At 63.0% G+C, this 15648-nt stretch carries 14 protein-coding genes and 1 riboswitch; of the genes, 12 read left to right on the top strand and 2 right to left on the bottom strand.

Annotated elements, in window-relative coordinates; all coding sequences use genetic code 11:
• The first annotated feature begins 19 nt into the window (after positions 1-19).
• Genes rsgA through asd form a run of 3 tightly spaced genes read left to right on the top strand, consistent with a single transcriptional unit; the run spans position 20 to position 2833 of the window.
• Complete coding sequence (rsgA, locus tag IE061_RS05130; protein ID WP_026001635.1) at positions 20-1045, top strand: small ribosomal subunit biogenesis GTPase RsgA; 1026 nt, start codon at positions 20-22, stop codon at positions 1043-1045.
• A 53-nt stretch (positions 1046-1098) separates the two neighbouring features.
• Positions 1099-1938 carry a sulfurtransferase gene (locus IE061_RS05125; RefSeq protein ID WP_193461154.1) on the top strand — a complete coding sequence of 280 codons (840 nt, stop codon included), beginning with the start codon at positions 1099-1101 and terminating at the stop codon, positions 1936-1938.
• A 52-nt stretch (positions 1939-1990) separates the two neighbouring features.
• Positions 1991-2833, top strand: coding sequence for an archaetidylserine decarboxylase (gene asd, locus IE061_RS05120; protein ID WP_016913436.1), 843 nt, complete (start codon positions 1991-1993; stop codon positions 2831-2833).
• 22 nt (positions 2834-2855) lie between these two features.
• Here asd and epmA read toward each other — a convergent pair whose 3' ends face one another.
• Together epmA and efp are read right to left on the bottom strand one after the other, a co-directional pair.
• Positions 2856-3836 carry an EF-P lysine aminoacylase EpmA gene (gene epmA, locus IE061_RS05115; protein WP_016913435.1) on the bottom strand — a complete coding sequence of 327 codons (981 nt, stop codon included), beginning with the start codon at positions 3834-3836 and terminating at the stop codon, positions 2856-2858.
• A 70-nt stretch (positions 3837-3906) separates the two neighbouring features.
• A complete protein-coding gene (efp, locus tag IE061_RS05110) occupies positions 3907-4473 on the bottom strand; it encodes an elongation factor P (protein ID WP_193461153.1) in 567 nt (188 codons plus the stop codon).
• Positions 4474-4585: 112 nt separating this feature from the next.
• On the opposite strand from efp, the gene epmB reads away from it, so the two are divergent.
• The 9 genes from epmB to IE061_RS05065 all read left to right on the top strand — a co-directional run bounded on the left by epmB (position 4586) and on the right by IE061_RS05065 (position 15635).
• Positions 4586-5608, top strand: a complete 1023-nt coding sequence (epmB, locus tag IE061_RS05105) for an EF-P beta-lysylation protein EpmB (RefSeq protein WP_193461152.1) — start codon at positions 4586-4588, stop codon at positions 5606-5608.
• 209 nt (positions 5609-5817) lie between these two features.
• Positions 5818-5936, top strand: a riboswitch (guanidine-I (ykkC/yxkD leader).
• Positions 5937-5994: 58 nt separating this feature from the next.
• Positions 5995-7068 (top strand): putative urea ABC transporter substrate-binding protein, encoded by a 1074-nt coding sequence (locus tag IE061_RS05100; protein ID WP_193461151.1) that lies wholly within the window; start codon positions 5995-5997, stop codon positions 7066-7068.
• 73 nt (positions 7069-7141) lie between these two features.
• Complete coding sequence (locus IE061_RS05095) at positions 7142-7969, top strand: ABC transporter permease (protein WP_081136957.1); 828 nt, start codon at positions 7142-7144, stop codon at positions 7967-7969.
• Positions 7966-8772, top strand: a complete 807-nt coding sequence (locus IE061_RS05090; RefSeq protein WP_193461150.1) for an ABC transporter ATP-binding protein — start codon at positions 7966-7968, stop codon at positions 8770-8772. The genes IE061_RS05095 and IE061_RS05090 overlap by 4 nt, the downstream gene beginning before the upstream one ends.
• Positions 8769-9491 carry an urea amidolyase associated protein UAAP1 gene (locus tag IE061_RS05085; RefSeq protein WP_016913429.1) on the top strand — a complete coding sequence of 241 codons (723 nt, stop codon included), beginning with the start codon at positions 8769-8771 and terminating at the stop codon, positions 9489-9491. Before IE061_RS05090 ends, IE061_RS05085 begins: the two co-directional genes overlap by 4 nt.
• A 10-nt stretch (positions 9492-9501) precedes the next feature.
• Complete coding sequence (locus tag IE061_RS05080; protein WP_193461149.1) at positions 9502-10140, top strand: urea amidolyase associated protein UAAP2; 639 nt, start codon at positions 9502-9504, stop codon at positions 10138-10140.
• A gap of 79 nt (positions 10141-10219) precedes the next feature.
• Positions 10220-13846, top strand: a complete 3627-nt coding sequence (gene uca, locus IE061_RS05075) for an urea carboxylase (RefSeq protein ID WP_193461148.1) — start codon at positions 10220-10222, stop codon at positions 13844-13846.
• Entirely contained in the window at positions 13843-14922 is a 1080-nt protein-coding gene (locus IE061_RS05070) for an isopenicillin N synthase family dioxygenase (RefSeq protein WP_193461147.1), read from the top strand. Before uca ends, IE061_RS05070 begins: the two co-directional genes overlap by 4 nt.
• Positions 14919-15635 carry a hypothetical protein gene (locus IE061_RS05065; RefSeq protein WP_096923192.1) on the top strand — a complete coding sequence of 239 codons (717 nt, stop codon included), beginning with the start codon at positions 14919-14921 and terminating at the stop codon, positions 15633-15635. The genes IE061_RS05070 and IE061_RS05065 overlap by 4 nt, the downstream gene beginning before the upstream one ends.
• Positions 15636-15648: the final 13 nt, after the last annotated feature.

The raw sequence follows: 15648 nt of genomic DNA, 5'->3' as shown, positions 1-15648 counted from the left end.
TAACGATCATCGGGTGGTCATGAGCAAACGTAAATTAAGCCGTCAGCAGCAGTGGCGCGTCGAAAAAATTCAGGCCGAGCGCGCTCAGCGGGCGGAAAAACGCGACGCGCGGGATGCCGAAAAGCTCTCCGCCGGGGAGTATGGTCCCGAACAGCCAGGCCGTGTGATGGCCCACTTCGGCCGTACCCTGGAAGTTCGCGATGCCGACGGCACCCCGGTACGCTGCCATCTGCGCGCCAACCTGGAAGGGCTGGTGACCGGCGACCGGGTGATCTGGCGAGCGGGTCAGGATGGCTCTGGCGTCGTGGTGGCCCGAGAGGAGCGCGACACCATCCTCAAACGCCCGGATGCCAGAGGGCAGCTCAAGCCGGTGGCCGCCAACATCGACCAGCTGCTGATCGTCTTTGCGGTGGAGCCCGCGCCGCACCCCAACCTGATCGACCGCTACCTGGTCGCCGCCGAGGCCACCGGCATCACGCCCGTACTGGTGCTCAACAAGACCGACCTGCTGCCGGAAGGCGGTGGCGAACTCGGCCAACTGCTGGAGCGTTACCGCCAACTGGGCTATCGGGTGGTGCGTACCACCACGGCCAACCCTGACGGCCTGAACGCCCTGCGTCAGCAGTTGGAGGGCCGTACCTCGGTGTTCGTCGGCCAGAGCGGGGTAGGCAAATCCTCACTGATCGATCTGCTGCTGCCGGACGAGACCCTGCGCATCGGCGCCCTCTCGGAAGATTCGCGCAAGGGCACTCACACCACCACCACCGCCAGGCTTTACGCCATGCGCAGCGACGAAGTGCACGACGGCGAGCTGATCGACTCCCCCGGCATCCGCGAATTCGGGCTGGTGCACCTCGATGAACAGGAAGTGACCAACGGCTTCATCGAGTTTCACCCTTACCTGGGCCAATGCCGCTTCAGGGATTGCCGCCATCGCAATGAGCCCGGCTGTGCTTTACTCAATGCCGTCGAGGCGGGCAAGATTCACCCAGAGCGCTTTACCAGCTACCGACGCATACTGGATAGCCTGAACACCCAGGCCTGACGGCTGACGCCGATGGCTCAGATTACTTTCATTGCAGGGACAGGGAGCCGACCATGACCAACAGCCACTCCTCCGAAACCAACGTGCTGCCACTGATCGTCGAACCAGAACAGCTCGTCGAGCATCTGGGCGACCCTCAGCTCTTGATCGTCGATGTGCCACTGAATGGCGACAGCTACCGGCAGGGGCACGTGCCCGGCGCCATTTACCTCGACTACCGCTATCTGATGCGCGGCGAGGGCCCGGTCCCCAACGACGTGCCTTCCGTGGCGTTTCTCTCGCAGCTGTTCAGCGCCATGGGCCTGACCCGTGATACCCACGTGGTGGCCTACGATGACGAGGGTGGCGGCTGGGCCGCTCGCCTGCTGTGGACGCTGGAGCTGATTGGCCATACCCGCTACTCCTACCTGAATGGCGGCATTCATGCGTGGCGCGACGCGGGCCTCGAAGAGAGCACCGAGCCCACGGCCCCCACGCCCAGTGACTATCAGGCCGACATTCTCAATCCTCAGGCCGCCATCAGCCGCGACGAGATTCTCGACAAGCTGAACGACAAGCAGTTCGCCATCTGGGATGCCCGTTCGAAGGCCGAGTACGACGGTGAGCGTGGCAACAACAAGCACCTGGGCCACATCCCCGGCGCGGTGAACATGGATTGGGTAGATGCCATGGATCGTCAACGCGCGCTGCGCATTCGCGACTACGCCGAACTGATCACCGAACTGGGCGCGCTGGGCCTGACACCGGACATGGAGATCGCCACCCACTGCCAAAGCCACCACCGCAGCAGCTTTACCTGGCTGGTGGGCAAGGCCCTGGGCTTCAACATTCGTGGCTACGCGGGCTCCTGGGCCGAATGGGGCAATCGCGACGATACCCCCATCGAACGCTGATGCCTGCCATGCGCCAACGACACTCAACCGACATCGAGACAAAGACACCACTGTGACCGTTTCTCAAAAAGCCTTTTCGCTACTGCAGTACCCACTGCCCCATCACGCGCTTTCCCGGCTGACGGGCAAGGTCGCCGCGTGCGATCAACCACGGGTCAAGAACGCCGTCATCAAGGCGTTCATCAAACGCTTCGACGTGGACATGAGCCAGGCACTGGAACCGGACCCTACCGCCTACGCCACGTTCAACGACTTCTTCACCCGGGCGCTGAAGCCCGATGCCCGCCCCCTGGGCGACGGCATTCTCAGCCCGGCCGACGGCACCCTTTCGCAGTTTGGCCGCCTGTGCGCAGGCGACATCGTGCAAGCCAAGGGGCATCGCTATTCGGTGCATACATTGCTGGGGGGGGACGATGCGCTGGCCCAGGAGTTCATGGCAGGCAGCTTTGCCACCGTGTACCTCTCCCCACGGGATTACCATCGCGTGCACATGCCGGTGACCGGCACATTGCGCGAAATGATCTACGTGCCGGGGCGGCTGTTCTCCGTCAATCAGGCCACCGCCAACTACGTGCCTGGCCTGTTTGCGCGCAATGAGCGTCTGGTCTGTATCTTCGATACCGAGCACGGCCCGATGGCCATGGTGCTGGTGGGTGCCATGATCGTGGCCGCCATCGAGACCGTCTGGGCAGGCCAGGTGACCCCGCTGGCGGGCACGCCCCAGCGGATGGTCTTCGGCCAGCCCATCGTGATCGAAAAAGGCGCCGAGATGGGCCGCTTCAAGCTGGGCTCCACGGTGGTCACCTGCTTCGCCAAGCCGATCACCTTTGCCGAGCATGAGCTGGGCGCCAAGGTGGCCATGGGCCAATCCCTGGCAACACCGCAGGCGTCATAGCCAACGCCCGGCACAGCCAACCTCAACAGGCAGGGGTAGCAAACGCCAGTACTTCCTCCAGCTTCCCCTTACCCAAGGCCTGCTGTATCAACCGGTCGATGCCCAGCGCGACACCGGAGGCAGCAGGCATTCCATGGGCCAGCGCGGCCAGCAGCCGCTCGTCCACGTCCACTTCGCTCAGCCCCAACCGACGACGCTCCTCGTTATCGCGGGCAAACCGCTGGCGCTGTTCATCGGCATCGGTCAGCTCATGGTAGCCGTTCGCCAGCTCAACCCCGTTCAGATAGAGCTCGAACCGCGACGCCACCCACTCCCCATCGCTATCCTGATGGCGCTGCGCGAGTGCCGCCTGGCTGGCCGGATAATCCACCACCACGCTCAGCTCCTGCTGGCCCAGGCGCGGCTCGATGACCATGCCCATGAGCAGATCGAGGCACGTATCACGCCCCTCCTCGGCCAGCGCCTTGGCGGGCATGCTGCCCCGCTCGGCCGCCACCAGACGCAAGGTGTCCAGCGAGGTGGTGAAAGGGTCCACTTCCAGATGCGTATGAAACAGCTCACGGTAGCGGTAGTGCACCACCGGCCCAGGGGCATTGGGCATCACATGGGCGACCAGCGCCGTGGTCTCTTCGATCAGCTGGGCGAGCGAATAGCCCGGCTGATACCACTCCAGCATGGTGAATTCGATATTGTGCCGCGACCCCACCTCTCCATCACGAAAGCTGCGAGCCAGCTGAAAGATCGGCCCACTTCCCGCCGCCAAAAGCCGCTTCATGTGAAATTCCGGCGAGGTTTGTAGCCACAACTTGCGCTGGCCCTTGTCCGTGCGTGCCCGGGTCGCCAGCGACACGAGGTTGACATCGGTACTGCCCCCTTGCCCGAGGACGGGGGTCTCTACTTCCATGACATCGCGTGATACGAAAAAATGGCGCACTGCCGCCAGCAGGCGCGCACGCTCACGTAGCGTCTCCATGGATGCTGTTGGCTGCCAACTGGCCGTCATTCCCTTCTCCCTGACAACATAAAGCCACGCAGAGTGCGTGGCTTTGCTTACCGCTTGCAAGTGACGCCGATCAAGCGCGTGATACGTACTCGCCGGAGCGGGTGTCGATCTTCAACACTTCGCCCTGGTTGATGAACAGCGGTACACGTACCACGGCACCCGAGGAAAGCGTAGCAGGCTTTGAGCCGCCCTGAGCAGTATCGCCTTTCAGGCCGGGGTCGGTTTCGACGACTTCCAGCTCGATGAAGTTGGGCGGCGTGACCGAGATCGCCTTGTCGTTCCACAGCGTCAGAGTGTAGGGCACCTGCTCCTTGAGCCACTTTTCGGCCTCGCCCAGTGCTTTTTTCTCTACCGCGTACTGCTCGAAAGAGCCGTCGGTCTTCATGAAGTACCACATGTCACCGTCGGTGTAGAGGTACTCCATCTCCAGATCCATGACGTCAGCGCCTTCCAGCGAGTCGCCAGACTTGAACGTGCGCTCACCGACACGGCCAGTCATCAGGTTGCGCAGCTTGACGCGGTTGAACGCTTGACCCTTGCCAGGCTTGACCAGCTCGTTCTCGACGATCGAACAAGGATCGCCATCAAGCATTACTTTCAAACCCGCTTTGAATTCATTGGTAGAATAGTTCGCCATACTGCCTCTCAATGGTTCTATGGTGTGTTTCAGTCGGTGACGCGCGCTGCCCTGCTTCGCCGTCGTTAACCTTGTAGCCAAGTGCGCGCATGATAACCCGAAGGAGGGCTTTTTGCAGGAGAACATCATCATTGCCGATCACTCGATATCCGACGAGGCACCCGCCTCCTGGCAACGGCAACTATCCCACGCCATTCGCGACCCGCAAACCCTCTGCCAGCGCCTTGGCCTGGACGCCCAGTGGCAGCAAGAAGCCCAGGCGGGGCATCGCCTGTTCGATATCTGCGTGCCCGAGGCGTACCTGTCACGCATCGCGCCCAACGACCCCAGCGACCCGCTGCTGCGCCAGGTCCTGCCGCTGGCCGAAGAAGCCCTGTCGCCGCCCGGCTATGTCACCGACCCGCTGGAAGAAGCCGAGCACCGTCCGGCCAAAGGCCTGATCCATAAATACACCAACCGCGTGCTGTTGATCGCCAGCCCAGCCTGCGCCATCAACTGCCGCTACTGCTTTCGCCGCCACTTTCCCTACCAGGAGCACGCGCCTTCGCGAGCCCAGTGGCAGGAGGCCCTTGGCTATATCCGCCAGGACAGTGCCATTCGGGAAGTGATTCTCTCCGGCGGCGACCCGCTGGCCGCCAACGACAGGCAATTGAGCTGGCTGGTCGCGCAGCTGGAAGAGATTCCCCACCTGCAGCGACTGCGGCTGCATACGCGCCTGCCGGTGGTCATCCCGGACCGGGTGGATGACCACCTGCTGGGCTGGCTTGGCAACACTCGGCTGAAAAAGGTAATGGTGCTGCACATCAACCACGCCAACGAGATCGACCAGGCCGTGGTCGCAGCCTGCGCGCGCCTCAAGCAGGCGGGCGTCACGCTGCTCAATCAGAGCGTCCTGCTGCGCGACATCAACGATGACGTCACGACCCTGGCCACGCTCTCCGAACGGCTGTTCGAGGCGGGGATACTGCCCTATTACCTGCACGCCTTCGACCCCGTACAAGGCGCAGCCCACTACGACGTCACCGACGAACGCGCCAAAGCGCTGGTCCAGCAGTTGCTCGAACACCTGCCCGGCTTCCTGATGCCCAGGCTGGTGCGAGAAGTACCGGGCAGGATGAGCAAGACGCCGCTGTAAGCGCTGACAACCGATACAGCCTGGTGCAAGCCCAATGATAACGCACCAAAAAAATGCGCAGACAAAAGCGACGCTGCATGCCCTGTTCGTCAGAAACGTCGCCAAACGCATGACTCACCGTCATTTTTAAGCAAGCGGCCAATATTTTGCTGTGTTCATGGTGTTACACACGGGGTATTGGCCGCTATCGCAGCCGCACAATCGAGTTTCCAATAGATCGCTAGGGTTCCGACACCATCAACGAAACGCCCCTGATGGCTGTGGCTGGTCCGAGAGCGATCGACCTTGCAAGCGCAAGGTTACACGGCGGGATAAAAGCCCGGGAGGATAAGGCACAGTGATGCGCCGATGCCCCCTGAGTTTTTACTTAGCCGCTGGAGGCTCTCATGACCCGTTCCATCCGCACCCCTGGTAAATATCTGCTGGCCCCGCTCTCTGCCGCCCTGCTGGCCACCTCGCTGGCCCCCTCTTTCGTGCATGCCCAGGAGCGTGACCAATTCAGCGTCTGCTGGTCCATTTATGCAGGCTGGATGCCTTGGGCCTATGCCGATGTCGAAGGCATCGTCGACAAATGGGCCGAGCAGCACGACATCGCTATCGACGTGATACAGGTCAATGACTACGTCGAGTCCATCAACCAGTTCACCTCGGGCAACGTCGATGGCTGCGCCATGACCAACATGGACGCTCTGACCATTCCTGCCGCCAGCGGCGTCGACTCCACCGCGCTGATCATCAACGACTACTCCAACGGCAATGACGGCATCGTGCTCAAAGGGGGCAATGAGCTGGCGGATATCGAAGGCCGCCGAGTCAATCTGGTGCAGTTCAGCGTGTCTCACTACTTTCTGGCACGCGCCCTGGAGAGCGTTGGGCTGACCGAGCGCGACATCGAAACGGTCAATACCTCCGACGCCGATATCGTCGGCCTGTTTTCCAGCAGCAGTACCGAAGCCGTAGCCGCCTGGAATCCGCAGCTCAGCATCATCGCCGAAATACCGGACAGCCAAGTGGTATACACCTCGGCGGAAATCCCCGGTGAAATTCTCGACATGATGGTGGTGAATACCCAAACCCTGGCCGACTACCCCGCCCTGGGTCACGCCCTGGTGGGCGCCTGGTACGAGGTCATGGCGCTTGTCGAGGCCAATGACGAGCACGCGCTGACGATCATGGCCGACGCCGCTGGCACCGATCTGGAGGGTTACCGTGCCCAGCTAGAGGCAACCTACCTGTATACCGACCCCGCCGAAGCCGTAGCGCTGATGGAAAGCCCCGAGCTGTTGGACACCATGGAGCGAGTGGCCGACTTCAGCTTTACCCACGGGCTGTTGGGCGACATGGCACCCAGCGCGGGCGTGGTGGGCATCGAAACGCCCAGCGGTATCTTCGGTGACGAGAGCAACGTGCAGCTGCGCTTCGATCCTTCCTTTACTCAGGCGTACCTCGACGCGCAGTAACGAGGCCACGGTATTCGCCCCATGAAGCGGCGGCTCGCCGCTTCTGCCCCTTACTTACCTGGTGGACCCTGCCATGAAGCGCTTGATTAACCTGTCGCCCTCGCGCGGCGGCCGCTGGCTGCTGGGACTGGTGCCGTTTCTGGTACTGGGCATGCTCTACCTGAGCGCCTCCAGTGCTCGCCTGGCTGACAACCCCAACGACCGCCTGCTGCCTTCCCCTGGCAGCATGGCGCAGACCTTTCATCACCTGGCCACGGCCGAAAACGTGCGCACCGGCCAGATCGTATTGTGGACCGACACTTTCGCCAGCCTCGAAAGGCTGCTGATCGGTGTCGGCATCAGCGCGCTGATCGGCCTGGTGGTGGGCATCTTGAGTGGCGGCATTCCGCTGCTGCGCGCCAAGCTCTCGCCGCTGATCACGGTAACGTCGCTGATACCGCCCATGGCCATTCTGCCGATCCTGTTCATCGCCTTTGGCACCGGGGAAGCGGCCAAGATCGCGTTGATCGTGATGGGCGTGACGCCCTTTCTGATTCGTGACCTGCAGGGCCACGCCCTGCGCCTGCCAGACGAACAGTTGATCAAGGCCCAGACCCTGGGCGCCAGCTCCTGGCAAGTGCTGCTGCGAGTGCTGTTGCCTCAATTGACGCCTCGGCTGCTCAATGCCACACGGCTGGCGCTGGGCAGCGCCTGGCTGTTCCTGATTGCAGCAGAAGCAATTGCCGCCCAAGAGGGCCTTGGCTATCGCATCTTTCTGGTGCGCCGCTACCTCTCCATGGACGTGATTCTGCCCTACGTGGCCTGGATCACCCTGCTGGCCTTCGTGCTGGATCAACTGCTGGCCTGGGTATCACGGCTGGCCTTCCCCTGGTATCACGCCGATGAAGGAGACAAATCATGAGCCTGCTCTCCGCCCACCGGTTGGAAAAGCATTATGGCCAGCACGTGGTGCTGGAAAACCTCAACTTCTCCGTCGAGGAAGGCGAGTTCGTGACGCTGGTGGGCGCGTCAGGTTGCGGCAAGACCACCTTCCTGAAAATGCTGCTGGGCACCGAAAAGCGCTCCAAAGGCAGCCTGCTGCTGGATGGACAGCCCATTCCTGACGAACCCGGCCCTGACCGAGGCGTCGTGTTTCAAAAGTACTCGGTCTTCCCCCACCTGACCGTCCTGGGCAACGTCATGATCGCCGAAGAGCTGCGGATTGCCCCGCTGCTGGGCAAGCGCTTTGGTGCATCCCGGCGGCGCGCCATCGAAGTGGCCACGGCGCGCATCGAAGAGGTGGGCCTGGGCCATGCGCTGCACAAGTACCCTCACGAGCTCTCCGGCGGCATGCAGCAACGCCTCGCCATTGCCCAGGCGCTGATGATGAAACCTCGGCTACTGCTGCTGGACGAGCCGTTCGGCGCGCTCGACCCCGGCATTCGCCAGGACATGCACGCGCTGATCACGCGGCTTTGGCAAGAACAGTCGCTGACCATTTTCATGATCACCCACGACCTCACGGAAGCCTTCGCCCTCGGCACGCGGCTGTGGGTCTTCGACAAGACTCGCCACGACCCCCAGGCCCCCGAGGCCTATGGCGCCACCATCACCTACGACCTGCCCATCGGCAAACAGGCCAACCGCGCACACTCCGCCCAGGCACTGAGTGACACGCTGGCGGAACGCGGTCTGACCACCCACGTACAGGAGACGCTGTCATGACAACCCACGCGGACTACGCCACGCACCTGCCCGGCGGCCATCACTGGTCCCTGCGCCTGCGCCGCGGCACCACGCTGACCCTGTCAGCCCAGCAGGCCAACAGCAACGTAGGGCTGCTCTGCTACAACCCGGAAAACCTGCTGGAGCGCCTCAACCTCCCGGACACCCTGAAGTGCCAGCACACTTTCAAACTCACCCAGGGCCACTGCCTCTATTCCGACATGGGCCGCATCTTTGCGTCGATCACCCACGACACCCTGGGCTGGCACGATAGCGTGGGCGGCAACCTGATGCCCCACCACCTTCTGGCCAAGGGCTGGCAGCCGGTGAGCTACCAGCAGGCTCACAATGACTGGACCCGCACCGGCCACGATGCCTTTCTCGTCGAGCTGGCGAAATACGGCCTGGGCCGACGCGATCTGGCGGCCAACCTCAACCTTTTTTCACGGGTCGAGAGCGATGACGCAGGCAAGCTGCGCTATGTCGACAACCACTGCCAGCCGGGCAGCCGCGTCACGCTGCGTTTCGAGATGGATACGCTGGTGCTGCTGCACACCTGCCCGCACCCCCTCGACCCCAGCCCGCACTACCCCCGTCGCGGCGTCGATATCGCGCTAGGCACGGCGGAGCCTCCCACCGAGGAAGACCCCTGCTACCGCTCACGGCCCGAAAACGCACGTGGCTTTGCCAACAATCGCCTCTACCACCTCGGCCTCTAAGGGGGACACCATGATCATCGAAAGCACCTTACGCCCTGAAAACGCCGTCCGCCGCACCACCGTCGAGGCCGGTGACCACTACATCGGCACCGTGAAGCGCGGCCAGACCCTGCGCATTCTGGACCTGGAGGGCAACCAGGCCGCCGACACCTTGTTCTTCAATGCCGACGATACCGCCGAACGCTACAGCGCCATGGATACCGTGCGCGAACAGTGCGCGGTTTACCTGACGGCGGGCACCCGGCTGATGTCCAGTGAAGGCCGCACCATGCTGACCATCACCGCCGATACCTGTGGCCGCCACGACACCCTGGGCGGTGCCTGCGCCAGCGAAAGCAATACCGTGCGTTACGATCTCGAAAAGCGCCACATGCACTCCTGCCGCGACAACTGGATGCAGGCCATTGCCCGCTATCCCGAGTTCGGGCTGACCAAACGCGACATCACCCACAACATCAACTTTTTCATGAACGTGCCGGTGACGGCCGACGGCGGGCTGACCTTTGCCGACGGTATTTCGGCCCCCGGCAAGTACGTCGAGATGGAAGCCAACATGGATGTCATCGTACTGGTCTCCAACTGCCCTCAGCTCAACAACCCCTGTAACGGCTACCACCCGACGCCCATCGAGCTGCTGGTCTGGGAGTGAGGTCACTTTTCCTCCTGGGGACGACCCCAAGGGGCTGATTCATCTGCGGGACGGCCCGCCCTTCTTTGCAGGCACCACCATGTCCACGACACCGTTATTGTCCAAGGTACTGATTGCCAATCGCGGGGCCATTGCCGCGCGTATCCTGCGAACGCTGAACGCCCTCGGCATCCAGAGCGTCGTGGTATACGCCGACGCCGACCGCGATGCGCCCTACGTGCACCAGGCCGACGAAGCCTATTCGCTGGGTGAAGGCGGCGCCAGCGAGACCTATCTGAACATCGACAAGCTCATCGCCATTGCGCAGCAAAGCGGCGCCCAGGCGGTTCACCCAGGCTACGGCTTCCTGTCGGAAAACACCCGCTTCATCAGCGCCTGCGATACGGCCGGGCTGGTCTTCCTGGGCCCGACCGCCGAGCAGATCCGCCAATTTGGCTTGAAGCACGAAGCCCGCGCGCTGGCCGAACAGGCCGGTGTGCCGCTGGTCCCCGGTTCACCGCTGTTGGCCTCGCTGGAAGACGCCAAGGCTCACGCCGAGCGTATCGGCTACCCGGTAATGCTCAAGTCCACCGCTGGCGGTGGCGGCATCGGCATGCAGGTCTGCCACTCCCAGGCAGAGCTGGCCCGCGCTTTTGATTCGGTGAAAGGTCTGGGCGAGCGCAACTTCGGCGATGGCGGCGTCTTTCTCGAAGCCTACATCGCCCGTGCTCGCCATCTGGAAGTGCAGCTGTTCGGCGATGGCCAGGGGCAGGTGATTGCCCTTGGCGAGCGGGACTGCTCCACCCAGCGGCGCCATCAGAAAGTCCTTGAGGAGTGCCCTGCTCCCAACCTGCCTGATGCCGTGCGGCGCTCCCTGCACGCCACGGCGGTGCAGCTTGGCCAGGCGGTCAACTACCGCAGTGCGGGCACCGTCGAATTCATCTACGATGCCGAACGCGAGGCGTTCTACTTTCTGGAGGTCAATACCCGCCTGCAGGTCGAGCACGGGGTGACCGAACTGGTCTACGGAGTCGATATTGTCGAGTGGATGGTACGCCTCGGTAGCCAGGCACTCCCCCCGCTGGCAAACCTGGCAGAGGGCCTGCAACCCCGTGGCCATGCCGTGCAGGCCAGGCTATATGCCGAAGACCCAGCGCACGATTTCCGCCCCAGCGCGGGGCTGCTGACCGAAGTCACCTTCCCCGAAGCCCAGGGCCTGCGTATCGACCACGCCCTCGAAGCAGGCCTGGAAGTCACCCCATTGTTCGACCCCATGCTGGCCAAAGTGATGGTCCATGCCGACACTCGCCAACAGGCCATTGCCCGGCTGGCCACGGCCCTGGAAGACGCCACGGTATATGGCATTGCCACCAATCGCCGCTGGCTGGCCCATGTGCTGAGGGACGCCCGCTTCGACGCCGCCCAGATCGACACGCACTGGCTCACCCAGCTGGCATGGGCCCCTCCCGCCATGGAAGTGCTCAGCCCGGGCACGCTGACCACTGTGCAGGATTACCCGGGGCGTCAAGGCCACTGGGACGTGGGTGTTCCCCCATCCGGTCCCTTCGACGACTGGTCGTTTCGCTTGGGCAATCGGCTGCTGGACAACCCCGACGAGGCCGCCGGGCTCGAAATCACCCTGAATGGCCCCACGCTGCGCTTTCATCGCGCCACCCAGATCGTGCTGGCGGGCGCCGAGCTGCCTGCCACCCTCGATGGCACCGCCATCCCTGGCTGGCAGGTCATCGACGTGCCAGCCGGCGCCACCCTGACCCTGGGCAAGGCTGCCGTGGGCGCCCGCGCGTACCTGCTGGTGCGGGGCGGCATCGACTGCCCCCGCTACCTGGGCTCACGCAGCACCTTCACGCTGGGCCAGTTTGGTGGTCACGGTGGTCGCGCCCTGCGCAGTGGCGACATGCTGGACCTGCCCGCGTTTTCAGCTGCGCCCGTCAAGACGCTGGACCCAGCGCTGATCCCCACCTTTGGCGGCCCGGAGGTGACCCGCATTGCGGTTCTCTACGGCCCCCACGGCGCCCCGGACTTCTTTACCGACGAGGATATCGAGCGCTTTTTCGACCATGAGTGGGAAGTCCACTACAACTCCAGCCGCACCGGCGTCAGGCTCATCGGCCCTCGGCCCACCTGGGCACGCGCCGATGGCGGCGAGGCGGGGCTTCACCCCTCCAATATTCATGACAACGCCTACGCCTTCGGCACCATCGACTTCACCGGCGACATGCCGGTCATCCTGGGCCCCGACGGCCCCTCACTGGGCGGCTTCGTCTGCCCGGCCACGGTCGTGCGCGCCGAACGCTGGAAGCTGGGCCAACTGACGGCAGGCGACAAGGTGCGCTTCGTGCCGATCCGCCTGGAAGATGCCCGCGCCCTGGAGGCGCATCAGTTGACGCAGTTGCAGCAGCTGTCCGCCTCCGCCCAGCCCGCGCCCGTTTGTGAGGCCGAGCGCGGCTCGCCGCTGCTCCGCGAGGTCGATGCTGCTCAGGCAGGCGAGCGCATCGTCTACCGCCGCGCAGGTGACGACTTCCTGCTGATCGAATTCGGCCCCATGGAGCTGGATATCGCGCTGCGCTTTCGGGTCCACGCCTGGATGCTGTGGCTACGCGAGCACCCGGTGGTGGGGCTGCGCGAGCTGACGCCGGGCATTCGCTCCCTGCAGCTCCACTACGAGCCCCGCGAGCTAAGCCTCGACCAGCTGCTCGACCACCTGCGCCAGGCCGAACAGGCGCTGGTGGATGTCGAGTCGCTGGAAGTGGAGTCCCGCGTGGTGCACCTGCCGCTCTCCTGGGACGACCCTGCCTGTCAGGAAGCGGTGGACAAGTACCAGCGCAGCGTGCGACCCGACGCCCCCTGGTGCCCCAGCAACCTGGACTTCATACGCCGCATCAATGCGCTGGAAAGCGAGCAGCAGGTGCGCGATATCGTCTTCAACGCCCGCTATCTCGTCATGGGGCTAGGGGACGTCTACCTCGGCGCACCGGTCGCCACGCCCCTCGACCCGCACCAGCGGCTGGTTACCACCAAATACAACCCGGCCCGCACCTGGACCGCCGAAAACTCGGTGGGTATCGGCGGCGCCTACCTGTGCGTCTACGGTATGGAAGGCCCTGGCGGCTACCAGTTCGTGGGGCGCACCCTGCAGATGTGGAACCGCTATCGCACCACGGCCCACTTCGAGAACCCCTGGCTGCTGCGCTTTTTTGATCAACTGCGTTTTCATGAGGTCAGCCACGAGGAGCTGGCGCAAATTCGCCGCGACTTCCCCCATGGTCGTTACGAGTTGTCCATTGAAACGACTCGCTTTCGCTTGGCGGACTACCAGGCCGACATCGACAAACATGCCTCGGCAATTGAGACCTTCCGCTCAAAACGTGAAGCCGCCTTCCAGGCCGAAATGGCCGCCTGGCGTGCCAATGGCCAGTTCACCTTTGAAGATCAGGCCCCGGAAGCCACCGAAGTCACCGCGTTGGATGATCACGAAATAGGCATCGAAAGCCCCGTCACCGGCAGTCTGTGGAAATTGCTGGTGGAAGAAGGTGATCTGGTAACGGCTGGCCAGCCAGTGGCACTGGTGGAGTCGATGAAAATGGAAGTTGAGATCACCGTCCACTGCGCTGGCCGTGTTGCTCGCTTACCCCTTTCTGAGGGCGCTTCCATTGCGCCGGGGCAACCACTTGTGGTGCTCACCAGTGAACAGGAGGTAAACGCATGAGCCAGATCACCGCCGACCAGCGCTTAGCTGACTTTCAAGCAATCCCCGTTATCGACATTAGCGGTTTACTCCATGGTGATGCCGCTGCACGCCAAGCGGTTGCGGATAACCTTGGTCGCGCCGCACGAGACGTGGGGTTCTTTCAAATGGTGGGCCACGGAATCGACCTCCCACTTCGCGAGGGTTTGATTACTCAAGCCAAACGCTTCTTTGCCCAACCTGAAGCCATCAAAATGGAGCGCTACATCGGCCTCTATCACCACCACCGAGGCTATGTTCCTCCTGGTGAAGAGTCGCCAGACCCTAACAAGCCGGACATGAAAGAGGCGTTTGATCTTGCCTTTGAACTGCCCAGTGACGACCCAGAGGTGTTGGCAGGTACGCCACTCCTCGGCCCCAACCCCTGGCCCGACCTTGACGGTTTCCGCGAGCCTATCGCCGCCTACTACGAGGCTGCCTACCAAGTGGGCCGGGCACTCATGGGCGGCTTTGCCCGAGCATTGGGTCTTGATGAGCAGCAGCTACTGCGCCACGTCACCAAGCCGCCCAGCCAACTGCGATTGATCCACTATCCGTATAACCCTGATGCCGAAGACGCCCAAGGCATCGGTGCCCATACCGACTACGAGTGCTTCACGCTGCTGCTACCCACTGCACCGGGGCTCGAGGTAATGAATGGTGCAGGCAAATGGATCGATGTCCCCTATCAAGAGGATACATTAGTCGTCAATATTGGCGACATGCTGGAAATTTGGAGCAACGGCGAATTTGTGGCGACCTCCCACCGAGTGCGCAAAGTTAAACAGGAGCGCTACTCTTTCCCGCTGTTTTTCGCCTGCGATTACCATACTGAAGTGGCACCGCTGCCTGAATTGGTCGAGCGCCACGGCAAAGCTCATTACGCACCGCTCAAAGCGGGCGATCACCTCTACGCCCAAACGATCCAGACCTTCCGCTACCTCCGCGAGCGTTTGGCAAAGGGTGAGATTACGCTTCCCGAAGGTGCCCGAGAAGTGGGTAGCCTGGGCCAGCACGGCAAGCACTCGGCTGCCCAAGACGGGAAGCCCGCCTCATGACCCTACCACTCCCCGCCACACCAACCGAGTTTCGGGGCGTCTGGAAGCGCACGCTCTATGCCGAGCCCGCTCAGCCGCCCTACCAGTACACGGATACCGGCACCCAGGTGGTCTGGCTTCAGGGCGCTCAGTGGCATGCCGACCTGCGCCTTCCCGCCCGTCACGATGCGCTGGCAGGCATCGAGCACCTGGGGGCGTGCAGTCGAGCGCAGCTCGAATGGCTCGCCCACCTGACCGGATTCGTCGGCATCACCCAGATCGACGGGCCGGTATGCACCTGGCACCGCCTGCAGGACCTGAACCCCAGCCTGGAGAAAGACGTCGGCCAGCTGGCCTGGCTCGATGAACACCTGCTCGAAGAACAGCACCCCCACGGGCGCTACGTCGAACACTGGCAACGCCAATGCACCCCCGACCAACGCGAGCTAGTGCGCACCGACGCCCAAGGGCGGCTACGCTGGTTACAGATTGGTGACCATGCCATGGCCATCACTCCGCGCCCAGCACCAGGCCACCAGAACTCGCTATACACGCCACTGGAAAAGGCCAGCGACGACGCCCTGCGCTGGCGAGCCAGCCTGTGCATGGACTATCTGGAGCGCGATGGGCAAGGGTGGCAGATTCGTCTTTCGACCCACCCCTGGCGCATAGGTCACCCAGCCACGCCAATGAACGACACGCCACTCAAGCTCGACACGACCCAGAACGGCTAGGTAAGACCACTAG

The sequence above is a fragment of the Vreelandella hamiltonii genome (assembly GCF_014651795.1).
Taxonomy (GTDB): Bacteria; Pseudomonadota; Gammaproteobacteria; order Pseudomonadales; family Halomonadaceae; genus Vreelandella; species Vreelandella hamiltonii.
Note: the sequence above shows the minus strand (reverse complement) of the source record. Positions and strands in the feature narration are given on the sequence as shown.

What these genes read in the sequence shown, in the direction of transcription:
- IE061_RS05095 (WP_081136957.1), top strand. Translation starts at nt 7,142, where the DNA reads ATGAAGCGCTTGATTAACCTGTCGCCCTCGCGCGGCGGCCGCTGGCTG.
- epmA (WP_016913435.1), bottom strand. Translation starts at nt 3,836, where the DNA reads ATGACGGCCAGTTGGCAGCCAACAGCATCCATGGAGACGCTACGTGAG.
- rsgA (WP_026001635.1), top strand. Translation starts at nt 20, where the DNA reads ATGAGCAAACGTAAATTAAGCCGTCAGCAGCAGTGGCGCGTCGAAAAA.
- IE061_RS05080 (WP_193461149.1), top strand. Translation starts at nt 9,502, where the DNA reads ATGATCATCGAAAGCACCTTACGCCCTGAAAACGCCGTCCGCCGCACC.
- IE061_RS05070 (WP_193461147.1), top strand. Translation starts at nt 13,843, where the DNA reads ATGAGCCAGATCACCGCCGACCAGCGCTTAGCTGACTTTCAAGCAATC.
- IE061_RS05085 (WP_016913429.1), top strand. Translation starts at nt 8,769, where the DNA reads ATGACAACCCACGCGGACTACGCCACGCACCTGCCCGGCGGCCATCAC.
- IE061_RS05125 (WP_193461154.1), top strand. Translation starts at nt 1,099, where the DNA reads ATGACCAACAGCCACTCCTCCGAAACCAACGTGCTGCCACTGATCGTC.
- efp (WP_193461153.1), bottom strand. Translation starts at nt 4,473, where the DNA reads ATGGCGAACTATTCTACCAATGAATTCAAAGCGGGTTTGAAAGTAATG.
- IE061_RS05090 (WP_193461150.1), top strand. Translation starts at nt 7,966, where the DNA reads ATGAGCCTGCTCTCCGCCCACCGGTTGGAAAAGCATTATGGCCAGCAC.
- uca (WP_193461148.1), top strand. Translation starts at nt 10,220, where the DNA reads ATGTCCACGACACCGTTATTGTCCAAGGTACTGATTGCCAATCGCGGG.
- IE061_RS05100 (WP_193461151.1), top strand. Translation starts at nt 5,995, where the DNA reads ATGACCCGTTCCATCCGCACCCCTGGTAAATATCTGCTGGCCCCGCTC.
- IE061_RS05065 (WP_096923192.1), top strand. Translation starts at nt 14,919, where the DNA reads ATGACCCTACCACTCCCCGCCACACCAACCGAGTTTCGGGGCGTCTGG.